This is a genomic window from Kitasatospora sp. NPDC058170 (genome assembly GCF_042883905.1).
Classification (GTDB): Bacteria; Actinomycetota; Actinomycetes; order Streptomycetales; family Streptomycetaceae; genus Kitasatospora.
In genome coordinates, this window is sequence record NZ_JBHVUV010000018.1 from 169,447 (window position 1) to 187,133 (window position 17,687).

General features: G+C 73.9%; 12 protein-coding genes and 1 pseudogene. 4 read left to right on the plus strand and 9 right to left on the minus strand.

What is annotated here, in order from left to right:
- Positions 1-117 precede the first annotated feature (117 nt).
- The 3 genes from ACFVVX_RS21495 to ACFVVX_RS21505 all read left to right on the plus strand — a co-directional run bounded on the left by ACFVVX_RS21495 (position 118) and on the right by ACFVVX_RS21505 (position 5,967).
- The gene (locus ACFVVX_RS21495; protein ID WP_387947853.1) at positions 118-3,399 is read left to right on the plus strand and encodes an Ig-like domain-containing protein; all 3,282 of its coding nucleotides are present in this window, start codon (positions 118-120) and stop codon (positions 3,397-3,399) included.
- A 184-nt stretch (positions 3,400-3,583) separates the two neighbouring features.
- On the plus strand, positions 3,584-4,843 hold the full coding sequence (locus tag ACFVVX_RS21500) for an SPFH domain-containing protein (protein WP_387947855.1): 1,260 nt from the start codon (positions 3,584-3,586) through the stop codon (positions 4,841-4,843).
- Positions 4,840-5,967, plus strand: coding sequence for a C40 family peptidase (locus ACFVVX_RS21505; protein WP_387947857.1), 1,128 nt, complete (start codon positions 4,840-4,842; stop codon positions 5,965-5,967). Before ACFVVX_RS21500 ends, ACFVVX_RS21505 begins: the two co-directional genes overlap by 4 nt.
- 63 nt (positions 5,968-6,030) lie before the next feature.
- On the opposite strand, the gene ACFVVX_RS21510 is transcribed toward ACFVVX_RS21505, so the two are convergent.
- The gene (locus tag ACFVVX_RS21510; RefSeq protein ID WP_387947859.1) at positions 6,031-6,993 is read right to left on the minus strand and encodes an aldo/keto reductase; all 963 of its coding nucleotides are present in this window, start codon (positions 6,991-6,993) and stop codon (positions 6,031-6,033) included.
- 173 nt (positions 6,994-7,166) lie between these two features.
- Between ACFVVX_RS21510 and ACFVVX_RS21515 the strand changes: the two genes are divergently transcribed.
- Positions 7,167-7,364 (plus strand): hypothetical protein, encoded by a 198-nt coding sequence (locus ACFVVX_RS21515; RefSeq protein WP_387947861.1) that lies wholly within the window; start codon positions 7,167-7,169, stop codon positions 7,362-7,364.
- Positions 7,365-7,406: 42 nt separating this feature from the next.
- Here ACFVVX_RS21515 and ACFVVX_RS21520 read toward each other — a convergent pair whose 3' ends face one another.
- The 8 genes and pseudogenes from ACFVVX_RS21520 to ACFVVX_RS21555 all read right to left on the minus strand — a co-directional run bounded on the left by ACFVVX_RS21520 (position 7,407) and on the right by ACFVVX_RS21555 (position 17,631).
- A complete protein-coding gene (locus tag ACFVVX_RS21520) occupies positions 7,407-8,294 on the minus strand; it encodes an endo alpha-1,4 polygalactosaminidase (RefSeq protein ID WP_387947913.1) in 888 nt (295 codons plus the stop codon).
- Between the two features lie 172 nt (positions 8,295-8,466).
- Positions 8,467-9,162, minus strand: a complete 696-nt coding sequence (locus tag ACFVVX_RS21525; RefSeq protein ID WP_387947863.1) for a spherulation-specific family 4 protein — start codon at positions 9,160-9,162, stop codon at positions 8,467-8,469.
- Entirely contained in the window at positions 9,159-10,073 is a 915-nt protein-coding gene (locus ACFVVX_RS21530; protein WP_387947865.1) for an NAD-dependent epimerase/dehydratase family protein, read from the minus strand. The genes ACFVVX_RS21525 and ACFVVX_RS21530 overlap by 4 nt, the downstream gene beginning before the upstream one ends.
- Positions 10,074-10,204: 131 nt before the next feature.
- Positions 10,205-10,912 (minus strand): annotated as a pseudogene (locus ACFVVX_RS21535) (NDP-sugar synthase); the annotation flags it as partial.
- Between the two features lie 72 nt (positions 10,913-10,984).
- Positions 10,985-11,977 (minus strand): SDR family NAD(P)-dependent oxidoreductase, encoded by a 993-nt coding sequence (locus ACFVVX_RS21540; RefSeq protein WP_387947867.1) that lies wholly within the window; start codon positions 11,975-11,977, stop codon positions 10,985-10,987.
- A gap of 126 nt (positions 11,978-12,103) precedes the next feature.
- On the minus strand, positions 12,104-13,630 hold the full coding sequence (locus ACFVVX_RS21545; RefSeq protein ID WP_387947869.1) for a hypothetical protein: 1,527 nt from the start codon (positions 13,628-13,630) through the stop codon (positions 12,104-12,106).
- Between the two features lie 28 nt (positions 13,631-13,658).
- Positions 13,659-15,164, minus strand: coding sequence for a GT4 family glycosyltransferase PelF (gene pelF / locus ACFVVX_RS21550; protein WP_387947871.1), 1,506 nt, complete (start codon positions 15,162-15,164; stop codon positions 13,659-13,661).
- Positions 15,165-15,273: 109 nt separating this feature from the next.
- Positions 15,274-17,631: a hypothetical protein gene (locus ACFVVX_RS21555; protein WP_387947873.1), complete on the minus strand. Its 2,358-nt coding sequence runs from the start codon at positions 17,629-17,631 to the stop codon at positions 15,274-15,276.
- Positions 17,632-17,687: the final 56 nt, after the last annotated feature.

Sequence of the window (17,687 nt, forward strand, 5' to 3'; positions counted from 1 at the left end):
GGACACGGCCAATAGTGCAGGTGTCGAAGTATTACCGGACCAGGATCGTGATTCCGTTTTGTCAGATCTTGTGCCCAGACTGCCCGCCCCAGGCAGCCGACACCGAAGGAGAGCCGGATGAGCCGACAGTCTCCCCGCGACGCCGTCCTGTCCGGCCCGGCCCCGGAGCGGCGGATCCGCCGGACGGGCGGCGCCAGGCGGCTGCCCCTGACCGCGGCCTGCGTCTGCGCCGCACTGGCCGCCGGACTGCTGATCGGCTGGAACCCGCCGTTCTCCGCCGCCCAGCAGTCACCTGACACCTGGTCGGGCGAGCGCCGCGCGGTCCTGCCCTCCGGACTCTCCGTCCAGCTCGATTTCTCGGCCGCCCCCGGTATGAGCGTCACCGCCGAGCCGGGTGAATTGGCCGACCGCGCCGGAGGGGGCCGGGCGGCTGCGCTCTATACGGACGGTCTGCGGCCGGGCGACCCCGCCGAGACCTTCCGGATCGCCGAGGACCGTCCACAAACGGACGGCTCCTGGCGCACCGTCGGAACGCTCCAGCTCTCCTTCTCCCGTGCGGTCCGCAATCCCCGGCTGCACCTCAGCGGACTGGCCGGGATCGCCACCGGAAAGGACGGCACCACCGGCACCGCCACCCGGCTGACCGTCACCGGCGGCTCGCCGGACGCGCCCACGCTGGTCAACCGCACCGACTGGCCCGGCTGGACGGTCGACGGCAACTCCCTCGCCCCCGCCGCGGCCGACGGCGCCTCGGACGGCTCGGCCGGGGCGGCCGCCGAGGGCAGCCTGGAGCTGGCCGGGACGTTCCGGACCGCCGTGCTCCGGGTCGAGCAGCGCTCCACCGCCCGGGCGGGCAGCACCACCGCCCCCGTCCGGCTGCACCAGGCGTACACCGTCACCGTGGACGAGGGTGTCGGAACCGCCCCGCAGGGCTATGGAAACGCCTCCCACCTGCTCTCCGACCTCTTCCTCGGCGCCGAAGCGGCCTCCTCGGCCCGACTCACCCGGCGGACCGTCGTCCAACCGTCGGCGCTCGCCCCCGGCGCCGGGTCAGGTGCCGTATCGGGTCCCGGGTCGGCTCCGGCCGACGAGCCGCTGGTGCAGCTCGACCACGGCGCGGGGCGGCGCAGCGTCTGGTCCAGCCCGGCGCCGCCGCAGTTCCAGCCCGGACGCGGTGAGTACCAGGGTGCGGATCCGACCGTCGGGTACCCGGCCGAGGCCGCGATCGGCCGCTACTACCGGCTGACCGTGCCGGTCGCGGTGGGCGGCGCGACCGCCACCCTGGCCGGCTGGATCGACTTCGACCGCAACGGCCGCTTCGACGCCACCGAGCGGGTGCAGAGCGAGGTCCAGGCCGGGGCCGACCACACCGTCCTGGAGTGGACCGTCCCCGCCGGCGCCTCGTCGGGGGAGACCTGGGCCCGGCTGCGGATCGGCCGCGACGCCGCCCAACTGGTGCCCCCCGGCGGCTTCGCCGACTCCGGCCAGGTCCTGGACCAGCGGATCCGGCTGACGGTCGGCGCCGCCCGCCCCGAGATCGCCGACCCCGTCGACGGCGCCGTGATCGCGGACGCCCGCCCGCAGGTGCGCGGCGAGGGCGCGGTCGCGGGCGCGACGGTGGAGGTCCGCGACGGCGACGCCACGCTCTGCCGCGCCCAGGCGGGGAAGAAGGGCGACTGGTCCTGCCGCCCCAGCAGCGCGCTCAACTCGGGCGTTCACTCCCTCACCCCGGTCGAGACGACCAGCGGCGGGGTGGTGCTGCGCGGCGAGCCGGTCCGGATCACCGTGAAGACCGCGCCGCCCGCGGCCCCCACCCTCACCCTGCCGGAGTACACCAACGACCCGGGCCTCCAGCTGACCGGCACCGGCGAGGCGGGCAGCACCGTCTCGGTCGCCGACCAGTCGGCCGCAGTGCGCGGCGCCGGGGCCGAACTGTGCAGCACGGCGGTCCGCCCCGACGGGGCCTGGGCCTGCCTGCCGGTGGAGAACCTGTCGGACGGACGGCACCAGCTCACCCCGACCGCCGTCGACGCGGCGGGGAACCGGACGGCGGGGCACGCCACCGGACTGGTCGTGGACACCGTCGCGCCGGCCCGCCCGGTGCTCACCGCCCCGGCCGCCGGCGAGACCGTCCGGATCGTCCGGCCGAAGCTCGCGGGGCGGGCGGAGACCGGCACCAAGGTGATCGTCACCGCCCGGGCGGGCGGCTCGGGGCCGGCGTCCGACTCGGCCTCGGCCGAGCGGATCGTGGCCTGCGGGGCGACCGCGGCCATCGACGGCAGCTGGACCTGCACGGCCAACCGCGATCTGCCGGAGGGCGAGCAGTGGCTGGTCGTCACGGCGACCGACCTCGCGGGGAACGGCACGCCGGGGGAGCCGGTGGGCATCCGGGTGGCGGCGGCGGTGCCGATGCCTCCGACACCCTCACCGGCGGCGCCCTCGGCCTCGGTGGCGCCTTCGCTGCCTGCGGCGCCTGTTCCTGCGGTTCCCTCGCCGGCGGTTCCTTCGCCGGTCGTGCCCTCGCCCGCCGCGCCCACCGTGTCGGTGCTCTCGCCCGTCGTCCCCTCGCCCTCGGTCCTGGTGCCTTCGGTGCCGGTCCCGGCCCTGTCGGCGTCGGCCCTTCCGATGCCGGTGTCCTCGGTAGCCGTGCCGGTCTCACCCACGGCGGCTCCCCTGTCCCCCGCGGCGGCGTCCCCGTCGGTGGCCCCCTCGGTGGCCGCACCGGCGGGCTCGCCGAGTCCGTCCGTCCCGTCCGTGTCCGTTCTCGATCCCGTGGGGCCGGGGCTGCTGCCGGTCGTCGTGCCGCCGGTCGCTGTCCCGACTCCGGTGCCGGTGCCCTCGGTGTCGGTCCCGTCGGTGTCATCGACCGTCCCGGTGGGCTCGCCGAGTCCGTCCGTCCCGTCCGTGTCCGTTCTCGATCCCGTGGGGCCGGGGCTGCTGCCGGTCGTCGTGCCGCCGGTCGCGGCTGTTCCCGGACGGCCGGCACTGCCGGGTTCCTCGGTGGCGCCGAGCGTGCCCGTGTCGCCGAGCGCGTCCGCAGCGACCCGTGGGACGGCGGGCCCGGGCGTCGGCCCGTCCGCCTCTCCCTCTCCTGTCCTGTCCGTCCCCCCGTCTCCGGTCGCCGCGTCGGCCTCGGCCGCTCCGGCGTCCACCGGCCCTGCCTCCGCCGGACCCGCCGTCGGCACCCCCGGGGTGCAGTCCGCTGACGAGCCCGCTGCCGAGTCCCCCCGGGTGCTGGCCGCGCCGCCCGGTGGGGCCGTGGCCGCGGAGACCGCGGCCGGCCGGCCCGGTTCGGGCGGCTGGCGCGGTGCGCTCGCCGGCTTCCTGTTGCTGCTCACCGGGATCGGCCTGATCACCCGCCGGGTCTTCGCCCGGGGGCCCGGCGCGCGGCGGCGCTGAACCAATCCGACCATTAGCCCATGTGCCTGCGCGTCAGGTCGGCTTCGGACGATTCGTCAGGAAATGTCGACACACGACACCTCAAATGTCGCATTTGATGACGTATGAACTTAGCCTGACTTTGGCACTGCCCGTCAGATCCGGGCCGCCCGTTGCGCGACACACCGACCACGAGGATCCGTGCATGGACGTCACCCGCGATTCTTCGCAGCGACCCGACCATCTGTCGAAGGCGCTCCCCCCGGCGCTGGCGGAACGTTCCGCCTCCGGTTCGAGCCCGCTGGCCAAGGCGGGCCGGAACGCCACGCCGACCGGCCCGGCCACCGCGCCGATGGCGGTCGTCCCGCTCCCGGCGGTCACCTCGGGCACCCCCGTCGACCTGCGGGATCCGTTGGAGACGGCCGTCGCGGAGGCGCTGGCGATCCCGGACACGGCGCCGGCCGGCGCCGTCACGGCCGCCACCGCCCGCCGCCCCCCGCGCGCCGACCAGGCGCTGCGCGAGCACACCGCCGGTACGGTGCCCGGCTGGATCGCCCTGCTGACGCTGTTGGTCGGGGTGGCCGCCGTGGCGCTGGTGCTGCTGCACGACGGAGTCATCCCGGCCTGGGACGCGCTGCCCGACCTGCGCAGCGACGCCGCCCGGGCGAGCGGCGGCTCCGAGGTGGACGCCCTGTCCCTCGCCGCCGTCATCGTGGCCGGCCTGCTGATCCTCGTCGTGCTGGCCGGGCTGCTGGCCAACCCGGGCGGCGAGACCAGGGTGCTCACCCGCTGGGGCCGCTACCGGGGCACCGTCCGCCGTACCGGCCTGGTCTGGGTCAACCCGCTGCTGCGCCGCTGCCGGGTGGACGTGCGGCTGCGGCACTGGCGCAGCGAGCCGGTCAAGGTGGTCGACCGGACCGGCACACCGATCATCGTCCGGCTGCTGATCGTCTGGCGGGTCAAGGACACCGCGCGGGCGCTGCTGGCCATCGAGGACCACGAGAGCTACCTGCGCGAGCAGGTCCAGGCGGTGCTGACCCGCACCGCCTCCATGCTGCCCTGCGACAGCAATGCGGCGCCCGGGCCCGCGCTGCGCGACGGCCAGTGGTTCGCCGACGAGCTGACCCGGGGGCTGGCCGCCGAGGTCGCCCCGGCCGGCCTGGAGGTCTACTCGGCGCAGCCGCTGGCGCTGGACTACGCGCCGGAGGTCGCCGAGTCGATGCGCCGCCGTCGGCTGGCGGACCTGGACGCGGGCCTGCGCACGGTGCTGGTGGACGACGCGGTGGAGGCCGCGGCGCTCGCCGTGCGGCGGCTGGAGCGCGCCACCGCGCACGAACTGGACGAGGCCGCCCGCAGCGCGCTGATGGAGCAGCTGCTGGTCGCCTTCGTCGCCCCGGCCGGAGTGGCCGCCTCGGTACCGTCCCCGGCCGCCCGGGCCGGGCGGAAGGAAGGACGACCGGCATGAGGATAGCCACCGGCACGGACGCCGACTTCGACAGCGCGTTCGACAGCGCCTTCGCTGCTGGATTCGACACCGACACCGTGACCGTTCTCGACACCGATCGCGGCCTGGGCCTCGACGCCGACAGCGCGCTGATCGGGTTCGAGGAGATGCTCGGCAGCATTCCCGCGATGGCGGGGTGCGGCTGCCTGAACTGCGTCGGGCGCCCGCGCACCGCACGAGCGGCGCCGGCCGGTGCGGGCGGCGGCGGGCGAATACACCGCGCCGTGCGAAATACCTGCCTGGCCACCACCGTGCTGGCGGGTGCCGGCGTGGTCGGCCTGACGGCCGGCGCCGGGTCGGCGCACGCCGCGGCCGGAAAGCAGGGCTGGGACGGCTCCAGGTACTGGTTCAAGAACGCCGACGGCAAGTGGCGGTACACCACCCACTACGACGTGTACGCCAGCCGCACCGCCAAGTCCGCCGGTTCCGGTTCCGGTGCGTCCGGTGGCTCCGGTGGCTCCGGTGGCTCCGGCGGTTCGAGCGGTTCGAGCGGCAAGACGGCGGCGTCCAACGGCTCGGCCTCGTCCTCCGGTACCAGGCAGGGCTGGGACGGGTCGAAGTACTGGTTCAAGAACGGCAGCGGTGAGTGGCGGTACACCAGCCACTACGACATCTACCTGAGCCGTACCGGGCAGTCCGGCGGTGCCGGGGGCTCCGGCGGTTCGGCTCCCGCGCCCGCCCGGCCCGCGGCGGACCCCGCCCCGGACGGCGCGTCGGCCTCCGGCCGCACCGAGGCCGCCGTCGGCTACGCGCTCGCGCAGCTCGGCAAGCCCTACGTCTGGGGTGGCAACGGCCCGTCCGGGTACGACTGCTCGGGCCTCGTCCAGCAGGCGTACCGGCGCAGCGGGATCAGCCTCCCCCGGGTGGCGGACGACCAGTACGCGGCCACCACGCCGATCAGCGAGGGGCAGCTGCGCCGCGGTGACCTGGTGTTCTGGTCGGACAGCGGTCGCGCCTCGGGCATCCACCACGTGGGGATCTACCTGGGCGGCGGGACGTTCGTCGAGGCACCCAGGCCGGGCAAGCCGGTGCGGATATCCACCATCAGCAGCGGCTTCCACCCGACCCACTTCGGCCGTCCGTGACCGATCCGCGGGGCCTTCGCCGGGACGACTCCCGGCGAAGGCCCCGCGGGCTGTCCCGGCCGGTCAGCGGGAGGCGGCGTCCAGCAGGGCCGTCTGCTCCGGGGTGAGCCGCAGCGAGGCGGCGGCCAGCAGCGGGGGGAGCTGCTCGACCGTACGGGCGCTGGCGATCGGGGCGGCGACGGTCGGGCGGGCGGCGAGCCACGCCAGCGCGACGGTGGCGAGCTCGACACCGTGCTCGGCGGCGACGGCGTCCAGCGCGTCCAGCACCCTGGGGCCGCGCTCGTCCTCCAGGTAGCGGGCGGCACCCTGGGCCCGGGCACTGTCCACGCCCGGGCCGCCGGGGCGGTACTTGCCGGTCAGGAAGCCGGAGGCGAGGGCGAAGTACGGCACGGTGGACAGGCCGTGGTCGGCGACCGTGTCGGCCAGCGCGCCCTCGAAGGTGGCCCGCGAGACCAGGTTGTAGTGCGGCTGCACGGCGACGTACCGGGCCAGGCCCTCGCGCTCGGAGAAGGCCAGCGCCTCGGCGAGCCGCTCGGCGCTGATGTTGGAGGCGGCGATCTCGGCGACCTTGCCCTCCTTCACCAGCTCGTTGAGCGCGGTGACGAACTCCTCCACCGGGGTGTCGTCGTCCCGGTGGGTGTAGAGCAGGTCGATCCGCTCGACGCCGAGCCGGCGCAGCGACGCCTCGGTGGCGGACTTGATGGTGGCCGCGCTCAGGCCCGTCGCCTCGGGGTGGATGCCCACCTTGGTGGCGACGACGACGTCGTCCTGGTTGCCGCGGCTGCGCAGCCAGTTGCCGATGATGGTCTCGGACTCGCCGCCGGTGTTACCGGGCACCCAGGAGGAGTAGGTGTCGGCGGTGTCGACGAAGTTCCCGCCGGCGGCGGTGTACGCGTCGAGCACGGCGAAGGACTGCGCCTCGTCCGCCGTCCAGCCGAAGACGTTGCCGCCGAGGGAGAGCGGGAACACCGCGAGGTCGGAGGTGCCGAGCTTCACCCTGGGGGCGTCACTGTGGTTTTCGGTCATGGGTGAAGTCAACCCGATCGGGTCGGCGGCGATTCCTCGGGCCCGCAGGTCTTCACGAGCTTGTCGTACCACCGTTGCACTGAGCGGGCACGATCGCGCGCGCGGCCGCGGGTGATCACCGGGGCGGGGTCCGGGGTGTCGTCGGGGCGGGCGGATTCGTTAGAGTCCCTGCCATGGCTGACAACGACTACGACCCCGCCGGCAGCACCCAGATGTTCCGGGCGTTCGTCGACGAGACCCCGGCACCCCAGGCACCGGGCTCCGTCTCCACCTACAGCAGCGGCGGCAACCGCCGGACCGGCGTGATCGCGGCGATCGCCGTCGTCGCGGTGGTCGTGGTGGCGGCCGTCATCTGGCTGGCGGTCAAGTAACAACGCGCTGGGGTGCCTGGCGGCCGCGCGGGCCCTGCTCCCTCAGCAGGGCCGCCGCCAGGCGTCCAGTTCGAGCTTCTTCTGCATCGAGCTGAGGCCCAGGGCCTTGGTCTGGGTGCAGAACTTCTCCGTGCCGAGCTTGTACTCGACGTGGAACACCGCCTTGCCCGCCTGGATGAAGGGCGAGAGCCGGGCGCACTCGTTGAACTGGGAGCACTCCTCGTTCACGGCGAAGTCGAAGTCGGCCAGCAGGGCGGGGATCTGGTCCAGGTCGTTCTTCAGGCCGATCGCCAGGCCGCGCTCGTGGGCGAGCGAGGCCAGCATGCGGTTGTACCGGAGCTGGTCGTCGGCGGTCAGCGGGAAGCCGCTGTTCTGGTTGTAGGCCTCGATGGTGTCCGGCTCGACCGCGTCGAAGCCCTTGGACCTGCACATGTCGAAGCGGGCCGCCATCAGCGGCTTCAGCTGGTCGAGCTTGCGGATGTCGAACCACTTCTCGCCCTTCCAGCCGTTGCTGCCGCCCTGCAGGGCCTTGGCGAAGGCGGCGGCGTCGGGGCGGAAGTCCTCCCAGGAGCCGGCGTTGATGTAGCAGATCACCTTGCGGCCCTTGGCGTGCAGCGCGGCGACCACCGAGGCGTCGGTCTCGAAGCCGTCGATGTCGTAGACCGGGACGTCCACCGACTGGTCGACGCCGCCGCCGAGCTGCCACTGCCAGGCGAGGCCGGGGGCCGGCTGCCAGCGGGAGCCGGCGGGCTGCGGTGCCGGGCCGCCCGTCGGGGTACCGGCCGGGGTGCCCGGCGGAGGGCTGGTCGGGGTGCCCGGAGCGGACGGCGCCCCCGGGGTGCCCGGTGTGCCGGGGAGGCTCGGGGTGCCCGGAGTACCCGGGGTGCTCGGAGTACCGGGAGCGCTCGACGTGCTCGGGGTGCCGGGCACGGGGGCGGCGGTGGCCGCGGGGGGCTGCGCGCCGGTGGCGTCGGTCGAGGGGTCGTCCTCGTCCTCCGAACCGGAGCTGCTGCACGAGGTCGCCAGCAGGGTGGTGGCGAGGGCGAGGGCGGCCAGCAGGGGCCGGGTACGGCGGGTCACGGTACTCGAACTCCGGATCGGGTCAGGTAAGTTCAGCGGCGGTCAGGCCGTACGGCAGGGTGCGCCAGGGGTTCTCCCCGGCACCGGGGACGGCGCAGCCGACGCCGGCCCGGCGGGCGGCGATCAGCGCGGCGGCCTCCCGGGCCTGCTCGGCGGGCACGTCGTACACCAGGTGGCAGAAGCGGGCGGCGGCGTGCCGACCGGTCCACAGCGGCAGGGTCATCGAGCGATACGCCTCCCAGTCGCCCTCGAAGGTGACCAGCAGGTCGGCGAGGCCGACCTCGGCGTACCCGGGGTCGGGGTGGTCGCCGTGGCCGAACACCACGGTGCCGCAGCCGGCCGCCCGGGCCGCGGTGGCCAGCCGCCGGTAGTGGGCCAGGGCGCCGGGGTGGGTGGCGACCTGGTCGAGGTAGACGCCGGTGATGCCGTGGCGCTGACGGTACGTCAGGATGTCTGCCACCACGGCGGAGTGGGGCCTGCGGCCGTAGTCGGTGTCCGCGTAGCCGAGCAGCGGCAGGCCGACCGCGCGCAGCTTCTCGGCGGCCTCGGCGAAGACGTTGTCGGGGGTCTCGCCCGGGCCGTCGGCCAGGTTGAGCACGACGGCGGCGATCCGGCCCGGTTCGGCGGCGGCGACCGCCTGCCAGGCCGCCGGGTCCACCGCGGGGTGGACGTACAGCGGCACCAGCAGGCGGCCGTCGGCGTGGCTGACGCCGGTCATGCGACGACCGGGGCGTCGGCCGGAGCGGTGCTGTGCCAGAGATCGCGCAGGGTGTCGGCGAGCCCGGTCTCCGGGTGCCAGCCGAGCTCCCGGGCGGCGGCCGAGACATCGGCCTGCTGCCAGGAGACGGCGGCCGAGCGCTCGGAGCCGGCGCCGCTCTCGTCGATCCGGCCGGTGAACCCGGCCGCCGCGGCCAGGCCGTCCGCGATCGCCCGGACCGGCTTGGCCTGTCCGGAGGCGAGGTTGAGCACCCGGGGCAGCGGGCGCTCGGCGGTGACGGCCAGGCCGACCGCGCGGGCGATGTCCCGCGCGTCGACGAAGTCGCGGTGGGCGGAGAGGTCCCCCACCTTCACCACGCCCTCGGCGCCCTCCGGCGCCGCCCTGCGCAGCTCGGCGGCGAGCCGGCCGGGCAGCGAGCCGGCCGGCGCGCCGGGGCCGACCGGGTTGAACACCCGCAGCACCACGGCGTCCAGCGGCGAGCCGGCCACCGCGAGGGAACCGGCCAGCTTGGTCGCGCCGTAGACGCCGACCGGGCGGGCGTCGGCGTCCTCGGCGAGCGAGCTGCCGGAGGCGCAGACGCCGTACTCGCCGGCCGAGCCGATGTGCACCAGGCGCGCCTTCGGGGCCCCCTGCCCGAGGGCCTCGCAGAGCACGGCCGGGCCGCGCGCGTTGACCTCGGCGAGGGTGACCGCGCTGCCGGCCACCGCGCCGGCGAAGTTGACGACCGCGTCGGGTGCGAGCGCGGCCAACTCCTCGCCGAGCGGGTCGGCCTGGGCGGTGGCCAGGTCCAGGCGCAGGTCGTGGTCGGGCCGCCGCCCCGCGGTCAGCACGGTGGCACCGGGCAGCGACCGCAGGACGGTGGCGGCGTGGCGGCCGAGGAAGCCGTCCACGCCGAGCAACAGGATTCTCACGCGGCCCGTCCGTCGTTCCCGGGGCCGCCGGCGGCGGCCGGCTGCCCGTCGGCGGTGTCGGCCGCGGTGCGGGCGGCCGGGATCGGCAGCTCCGGCCCGTCCGGCACGGCGTACAGGCCCTCGGCCGGCTCGCCCGGCAGCAGCAGCGAGCGGTTGAGCGCGAACTCGGCGTTGGCCCGGTCGTAGTCGTCCGGGCGGCCGATGTCCAGCCAGTAGCCGCCGAACTCGTAGGCGGCCGGCGGGGTCTTGGCGGCCAGCAGGTCCAGCACCAGCTCGTCGAAGCCCAGCGGCAGGCCGGGGGTGTACGAGGCGAGCGCGGCGCGGGACACGCCGTAGACGCCCATCGAGACCCGGTAGTCGATGCTCGGCTTCTCCTGGAAGCCGGTGATGCTCCCGGACTCGGTGGTCAGCACGCCGAAGTCGATCTTCACCTGGCGGGCGTAGGTGGCGATGGTGAGCGGCGCCCCGGACGCCTCGTGGTGCTTGAGCACCCCGGCGAAGTCCAGGTCGGTGAGGATGTCGCCGTTCATCACCAGGAAGTGCTCGGGCAGCCGGTCCTGCATGGTGAGCAGCGGGCCCATGGTGCCGAGCGGGCTGTCCTCGACGGCGTAGCCGACCCGCAGGCCCCACTGCGAGCCGTTGCCCACGTAGGCGCGGATGATGTGGCCGAGGTGGCCGATGGCCAGGGTGACGGTCTTGAAGCCCGCGGCGGCGAGCTGGCGCATCACGATCTCGAGGATCGCGTGCTGGTCGCCGATCGGGACGAGCGGCTTGGGGAGCGCGGTGGTGTACGGGCGAAGGCGTACGCCCTTACCACCGGCCAGGATCACTGCATGCATGGTGTTTCCCCCACGGAAGTCGGTGCGACAGGAGCCTTTGGTCGGATTGCCGGGTGCCGGGGACGGCGGGGATCAGACGTTGTAGATGTCGGTCTTGTAGCGGGCCAGGTTGGCCGGGTCGCGGAAGAACTCGATGGTCTGCTCCAGGCCGTCCTCCAGGGAGAACGCGGGGGCCCAGCCGGTGGCGGTGCGCAGCCGGGTGGCGTCGGCGACCAGGCGCATCACCTCGGAGTTGGTCGGACGGATGCGCTGCTCGTCCTCCTTCACCGCGACGTCCACGCCCATCAGCTTGCCGACCAGGGTGACCAGGTCGCCGACCGAGATCTCGCCGCCGGTGCCGGCGTTGAAGGTCTTGCCGACGACGGCCTCGGCGGGGGCGGTGCCGACCGTGCGGAAGGCGCTCGCGGTGTCCTTGACGAAGGTGAAGTCGCGGGTCGGGCGCAGGTCGCCGAGGGTGATCTCGCGCTCGCCGGCGGCCAGCTGGGCGATCACGGTCGGGATCACGGCGCGCATCGACTGGCGCGGGCCGAAGGTGTTGAACGGGCGCAGCGTGACGACCGGGGTCTCGAAGCTGGCGTGGTAGCTGTCGGCCAGCCGGTCCCCGCCGGCCTTGGAGGCGGCGTACGGGGACTGGGTGTTGATCGGGTGGTCCTCGGTGATCGGCACGGTCTGCGCGGTGCCGTACGTCTCGCTGGTGGAGGTGTGCACCAGGCGGGGGATGTCCAGGTGGCGCACCGCCTCCAGCACGTTGAGGGTGCCGGTGACGTTGGTCTCGATGTAGGAGTGCGGGGCGCGGTAGGAGTAGGGGATCGCGATCAGGGCGGCCAGGTGGTAGACCGCCTCGGTGCCCTTCACCAGGCCGTTGACCGAGCCCGGGTCCCGGACGTCTCCGAGGACGATCTCGACCGAGTCCAGCACCTCCTTGGGGAGGGTCTCCAGCCAGCCGAAGGACGAGAAGGAGTTGTACTGGACCATCGCGCGGACCTGGTGGCCGTCCGCGACCAGGGTCTCGACGAGGTGGGAGCCGATGAAGCCCTCGGCTCCGGTGACGGCGACGCTGCTCATGCTGGGTATTCGCTTTCTCGGTACTTGTACTCGTACTCGGGGACGGGCTGAGCGGTGTTGTGGTGGCTCAGCCGGGTGCTCGGTGGTGCGGTGGTGCGGTTCGTGCTCGGTTCAGCGGTGCTTGGTTCAGCGGTGCTTGGTGGTGCGGCCGAGCACGGGCCCGGCGATGGCGGTGAGGACGACGGCCGCCGCCCCGCAGCCGACGAGCTGCAGGAGGGTCGGGTCCACACCCGTCAGCAGCCCGGCGCACTCGGCGCCCGCGGCGGCCAGACAGATCAGTGCGGTGCTCCAGCTGAGCCCGAAGGCGTTCAGCAGCAGCGCCAGCCAGAGTGAGCCGCCGAGCAGCAGCAGCGCGCCGAGCTCGCGGACCCCGAGCGCCGGGGCGCCGGGCCAGAGCACGGTGGCGGCGGCGTCCAGCGCGGCCACGGTGGTGAGGTAGATGAACAGGCAGCCGAGCAGCACGCCGCCGGTGCGGCGGACGAACTCGGCTGCGGTGTGGCTGGTCCGCAGTGCCGCCACGGCCATCGCCCGGTAGCGGAAGAGCAGCCACTCGGCGAGGCCGAGGCTGAGCGTCAGCGCGATCATGGCCGGCCCCGTCGGGCTGGTGGCCGCGCCGTTCGCGGCCCCGGTGAGGACCGCCTGGTGGACGGTCGTGCCGAGGCCGGCGATCAGGGTGAGGGTGCCGACGGCCAGGCCGAACAGCAGGTGCGGGACTTCGTGCCGCAGCGGCAGCCGCAGCACGGTGGCGTCCTGTTCACTGCGCAGGCAGCGGACGATCTCGCGGGCGGCCAGGCCCAGCGCCAGCCCGAGCGAGGCCAGCAGCACGACCGTCCGGGCCAGCTGCGGCACGTCCACGGCGAGCACCACACCCGCGCCGATCGCCGACGGTGCCAGGGCCAGCAGCAGGAACTTCTCCCGGCCGAGGACCAGCAGCACGGTGGCGGCGGCCAGGTAGCCGGACTGTCCGGCGGCGAAGCCGAGCGAGCCGAGCGGCCCGCCGACCACGTACCCGGCGGTGGCCGCCGTCAGCGCGCCGACCGGTGCGCCGACGGCCAGGCAGATCCCGGCCGCCCGGCGCCGGCCGCGGCCGAGCCAGGCGTACGAACGGTGCGCCAGCGCCTGGTTCCAGGACCAGCTGACCAGGGTGGCGACGGAGAGCGCGAGCATGCCGGAGGGCAGGCCGAAGCGCATCCGGGTCGCCGCGAACAGGTTGGCGCCGAGCAGGTAGCCGAGGCCGGGCAGGGCGAACACCAGGCCGCGGACCACGCAGCGCCAGGGATCGGCCCGCCAGGGGTTGGCGAACTCGGAGCTCGGGCCGGGGTAGCGGCGCTCGACCTTCTGGAACAGCTCCTCGGCGACGGTGAAGGCGTCGGGGCGGCCGTACAGCAGCGCCGCCTGTTCGTCGGAGAGGCCGTCGGACTCCAGGTAGGCCGCGATCTCGTAGGGGTGGACGGCGTCGGCGCAGACGTCGGCCAGCCGGTCGGCGAGCTCGTCGAGCGGGTCCGGCGAGAGGTCCAGCTGCTCCTCGGGCTCGGTCCGCTGCGTGGGCAGCACCGGGCGGCGGCGCTTGCGCGGCAGGGTGCGCAACTGCACGGTCTGCTCGGCCCACTCGGGGCCGGCCTCGTCCGGGACGAGGCGCAGGGGGCCGCTCATGCTCCCACCCTCCTGGTGCTTCGCTCGTTCACGCGCCCACCTCGCTGCGCTCGCCGACGGTCACGGGCTCGTCCCAGTCGGCGGGTGCGCCGTCGGCGACGGCGACCACGCCGTTCGGCAGCCAGCGGGAGGTGCCGAGCAGCTCGGTGTAGATGCTGCGGAAGCCGTCGATGTTCTGGCGGAGCGTGAACTGCTCGATCACCCGCAGCCGGGCCTGCTCGCCGAGCCGGGCCCGCCGCTCGGGGTCGCGCAGCAGCTCGATGGCGGCGGCGGCCATGGGCTCGGGTTCGCGCGGCGGGACGACCAGGCCGGTGTCGCCGACGGCCTCGCGCACGCCGCCCACGTCGGTCGAGACGGTGGAGCGGCCGCAGGACATGGCCTCGATCAGGGTGAACGGGAAGCCCTCGCTGATGCTGGAGAGCATCACCACGTTCCCCGCCGCGTACGCGTCGGTGATGTCCGCGACGCGGCCCTCGAAGGCCACCGAGTCGGCGACGCCGAGCTCGGCGGCCAGGGCTATGCAGCGGTCGCGGTAGGCCTCGCCGCCCTTGGGCGTGCCGCCGAACAGCCGCAGCCTGGCGTCGGGTATCTCGCGGTGCACGATCGCGAAGGCCTGGATCAGCGTCTCCAGGTCCTTGATCGGGTCGACCCGGCCGGCCCAGCTGAGCGTCGGCGTCTCGGGCTCCGGTCCGGCGGGCGGGAAGGCCGCCGGGTCCACGCCGTTGTACACGGTGCGGATGTGGGCGGACGGCGTGCCGCCGCGCTCCTCCCAGCGCCGGTTGTACCGGTTGCCGGGGGTGACCAGCGCGGCCCGCCGGTAGCTCTCCTCGGCGAGCATCCGGTAGAAGCCCAGCAGCAGTGCCTTGACCGGCCAGCGGTAGGGGCCGGTGCGGTAGCCGAGGTAGCGCTCGCGCAGGTAGATGCCGTGCTCGGTCAGCAGGAACGGTACGCCGTACTGCTGGGAGGCGATCAGCCCCGGCAGGGTGGCCAGGCCGCCGCTGGCGGCGTGCGCGACGCCGTCCTGGGGCGGCTCGACCGACAGCGGGCGCAGCGCGTGCTCCAGCAGGTCGGTGGCGTTCAGCGCGTCGTGCAGGGTGGGCCGGGAGACGGCGGTGGAGAGGTAGTCACGGGTCCAGACGTGCTGGAGGGTGCGCAGGGCGCGCTCGCTGCGCAGCGCCGGGCTGAGCAGCCCGCGCCGGGCGAGGTCGGCGAAGCCGTACAGCTCGGTGCCGAAGTGGGTGGTGTAGACCGGGTCCAGGATGGAGTGCAGGAACCGCTCGTAGGCGTTGAGGAAGCGGCGCATCTCCTTGCCGCGCGGTGCTCTGGCCTCGACGGCCGGGCCCCACAGCGGGGCGGTCGTGACCGACCGCACGTTGGCGGGCAGCTCCCAGGCCAGCGGCTCGTGGCCGGTTCCGGTGACCGCGACGATGTCGAAGTCGACGTCCGGCATGCCCTGGACGAGCTGGTCGCACCATACGCTCACGCCGCCGTGCTGGTGCGGGTACGTCCCCTCGGTGAGCAGGGTGACTCGCATTGCCTGTCCCCCCTCCTGTCCTTGCGTCAAGCGCCCGGCGCGGGTGGCCGGGTCGGGGTACCGGTGGTGGGGCCGGGGGACGGCCCGTCCCCACCACCGGTATCACCTGTTAGCGGGTGCCGGTCTGACCGGCGGTCTTGCGGGCGGGTTCGGCCTTCCCCCCGGAGGCCTTGCCGCTCTTGGTGCTGCCCTTGGCGACGCCCTTGGCGTTGCCGCCGATGACGCCCTTGCCGGCCACCGGAGCGCCGCTGCCGGGCACCAGGGTCGGCGCGTCGGTCCGGGCGGTGTCGCTCGGGCCGGCCGGGACGGCGTCGGCGGTGCCCTGGGGCACGACCTTCTTGTCGGCCGGCGCCGGCGCCGTGACCGCCTTGGCGGCGGCGTTCGGCGCGGCGACGGCCGGGGCCGCCGGGGTGTTGGCCGCGGTCAGCTTGAGCGTGACGCTGCTCTGGAGCTGTGCGGGCTTCACCCAGCCGGACAGCGTACCGGCGTACGCGGTGCCGAAGGGGGTGGATCCGATGGAAACCTTCTGGGTGGTGCCGGTCGGCATGGTGGCCTGGATCTGGACACCGGCCGGGGCGCTCACCGTGACGGTGTCGCCGACCCGGTACGCGGTGACCTGGCCGGAGGCCACGGCCGTGCTCCACGCCGCGCGGCGCTGGAACTCGGCGCCGATCTCCTTCTGCGGAAGGTTCACGATCGGGGCGTTGTCCGCGTGCAGCGAGCGGTAGGTGGACAGGACCCGCTCCAGCACCGGGTAGACGATCCGGTCCTCGGACAGGTTCGACTGGTGGATGAAGTGCGGGCGCGGGTCGTTGCTCAGCACGTGGCCGAGGTCGATCCGGGCCTCCAGCGGCACGATGTACGACTGGTAGCCGGTGTTGACGTCCAGCGGCGTCGGCAGGCAGGTGGAGTTGGCGTTGTTCTCGCAGACGCCGCTTCCGCCGTTGGCCACGCTGGTGTAGATCCAGTTGTACTCGTCGGCCTCCTCCTTCGCCGTCCCGGCGTTGTAGAAGACGTTCATCGGGTACCGCGGCACGGTCAGCACGGACGAGCCGACGGCCCGCTGGGCGGGCTCGCGGGAGGCGTCGCTGGCGGTCCACTTGACCCCGTTGGCGACCAGCGAGGGCGCCAGGTACGGGTTGTCGCTGGTCTCCTGCGGAGCGGTCAGCAGACCGGAGTGCTCACCGGTGACCAGCTCGGTCTTGTCGATGACCAGGCTGTGCGCCGCGGCCCAGTCGATGTTGTTCTTGACCTGGGACGTGATGGTGGCCTGGTCGACCCAGACGGTGCTGCCCGCGGCGTCCTTGGAGCACTTCCACGGGACCACCGAGACGTCCTGCAGGCAGCCCAGGTACGGGTGCGTGTAGGTGTGGTTGATCCACCGGTAGCTGGCCTGGTCGGCGATCATCTGGTCCACCACCGGGTCGGCGGTGACGCTGTGGTCGGCCTTCCAGTCCTCGCTGCCGCCGCCGTTGAACACCATGTCCATGGTGAAGTTGTGGGCGGTCTGCCACTGCTTCGCGTACTGCGCGTCGGTGGCGGTCATCCGGATCGGGTTGGCCGTCTCCGGGGTGCCGGGCGGGCAGGTGACATCGCCGGGGGTGCACTTGAGCACGGTGTCCCAGCGGTCGTCCGCCAGGAAGACGTCGTCCACGTGGGCCGCGAAGTAGTTGCGGTCGTAGCCGAGGTGCACGCCCTGGGTGATCCAGTCGACTATGCCCCGCGCCAGCAGGCGGTACTGCTGCTGGTACTGGTTGTAGACGAAGGTGACGACCAGTTCCTTGCGGCCGTCGTGGCTGTACTCGCCGACCAGCGAGCCGCGGGCGGTGGAGCCCGGGATCGGGGCGTCCACCAGCGGCGTGAACGAGGCGCCGGCCGGCGGCGAGGCCAGCGGGGTGGCCAGGTAGCCGTAGCTCTCGTCGACGGTCGGGTCGTTGTCCTCGAACGGGACGGCGCCCTTGAGGTAGCCGAACGGGCCGGCGGTGCCGGCGCCGGTGACCTGCGCCTGGACGCCGTCCAGCTTGCCCATGTACCCCGGGTCCTGCGCCCAGTTCAGGCCGACGTCCGGCCTGGCGTAGGTGTAGGCATCGACCTGGCGGACGCCGAAGGCGGCCTCGTAGGTGGCGATGGCCGTCATCTCGGCCGAGCCGGCCGTGAAGGGGTTGTCGTTGGGCATCACGATGCCCTGGTACTTGCCGCGCGGCTGGCCGTTGACGGTGTCGCTGAGGAAGGCGGCATCGATGACCGGACGGTTGGCGTCGTTGAGATTGATGATCTTGTGCGGGGTGCCCTGGCTCTTCAGCTCGGCGGCGATGGCCGCCGTCGCGGGGCCGCCATCGTCGATCACCAGGACCGTGAGGTCGATCCTGGGAGCCGTGGTGGCGCCGTGTGCGAGGGACGACTGCAGGCCGCCGGCCAGCAGGACGGCTGCCGCGCAAGCGGCAACTCTTCGGGTCGCTCGACCCATGTGTGTTCCTCCCCTGGGCAGGGCGCTCCGCTGCTCGGCGCTCGTCTGCCCGGTCG

What these genes read in the sequence shown, in the direction of transcription:
- ACFVVX_RS21525 (WP_387947863.1), bottom strand. Translation starts at nt 9,162, where the DNA reads ATGACCGGCGTCAGCCACGCCGACGGCCGCCTGCTGGTGCCGCTGTAC.
- ACFVVX_RS21540 (WP_387947867.1), bottom strand. Translation starts at nt 11,977, where the DNA reads ATGAGCAGCGTCGCCGTCACCGGAGCCGAGGGCTTCATCGGCTCCCAC.
- ACFVVX_RS21505 (WP_387947857.1), top strand. Translation starts at nt 4,840, where the DNA reads ATGAGGATAGCCACCGGCACGGACGCCGACTTCGACAGCGCGTTCGAC.
- ACFVVX_RS21545 (WP_387947869.1), bottom strand. Translation starts at nt 13,630, where the DNA reads ATGAGCGGCCCCCTGCGCCTCGTCCCGGACGAGGCCGGCCCCGAGTGG.
- ACFVVX_RS21500 (WP_387947855.1), top strand. Translation starts at nt 3,584, where the DNA reads ATGGACGTCACCCGCGATTCTTCGCAGCGACCCGACCATCTGTCGAAG.
- ACFVVX_RS21495 (WP_387947853.1), top strand. Translation starts at nt 118, where the DNA reads ATGAGCCGACAGTCTCCCCGCGACGCCGTCCTGTCCGGCCCGGCCCCG.
- ACFVVX_RS21555 (WP_387947873.1), bottom strand. Translation starts at nt 17,631, where the DNA reads ATGGGTCGAGCGACCCGAAGAGTTGCCGCTTGCGCGGCAGCCGTCCTG.
- ACFVVX_RS21510 (WP_387947859.1), bottom strand. Translation starts at nt 6,993, where the DNA reads ATGACCGAAAACCACAGTGACGCCCCCAGGGTGAAGCTCGGCACCTCC.
- ACFVVX_RS21515 (WP_387947861.1), top strand. Translation starts at nt 7,167, where the DNA reads ATGGCTGACAACGACTACGACCCCGCCGGCAGCACCCAGATGTTCCGG.
- pelF (WP_387947871.1), bottom strand. Translation starts at nt 15,164, where the DNA reads ATGCGAGTCACCCTGCTCACCGAGGGGACGTACCCGCACCAGCACGGC.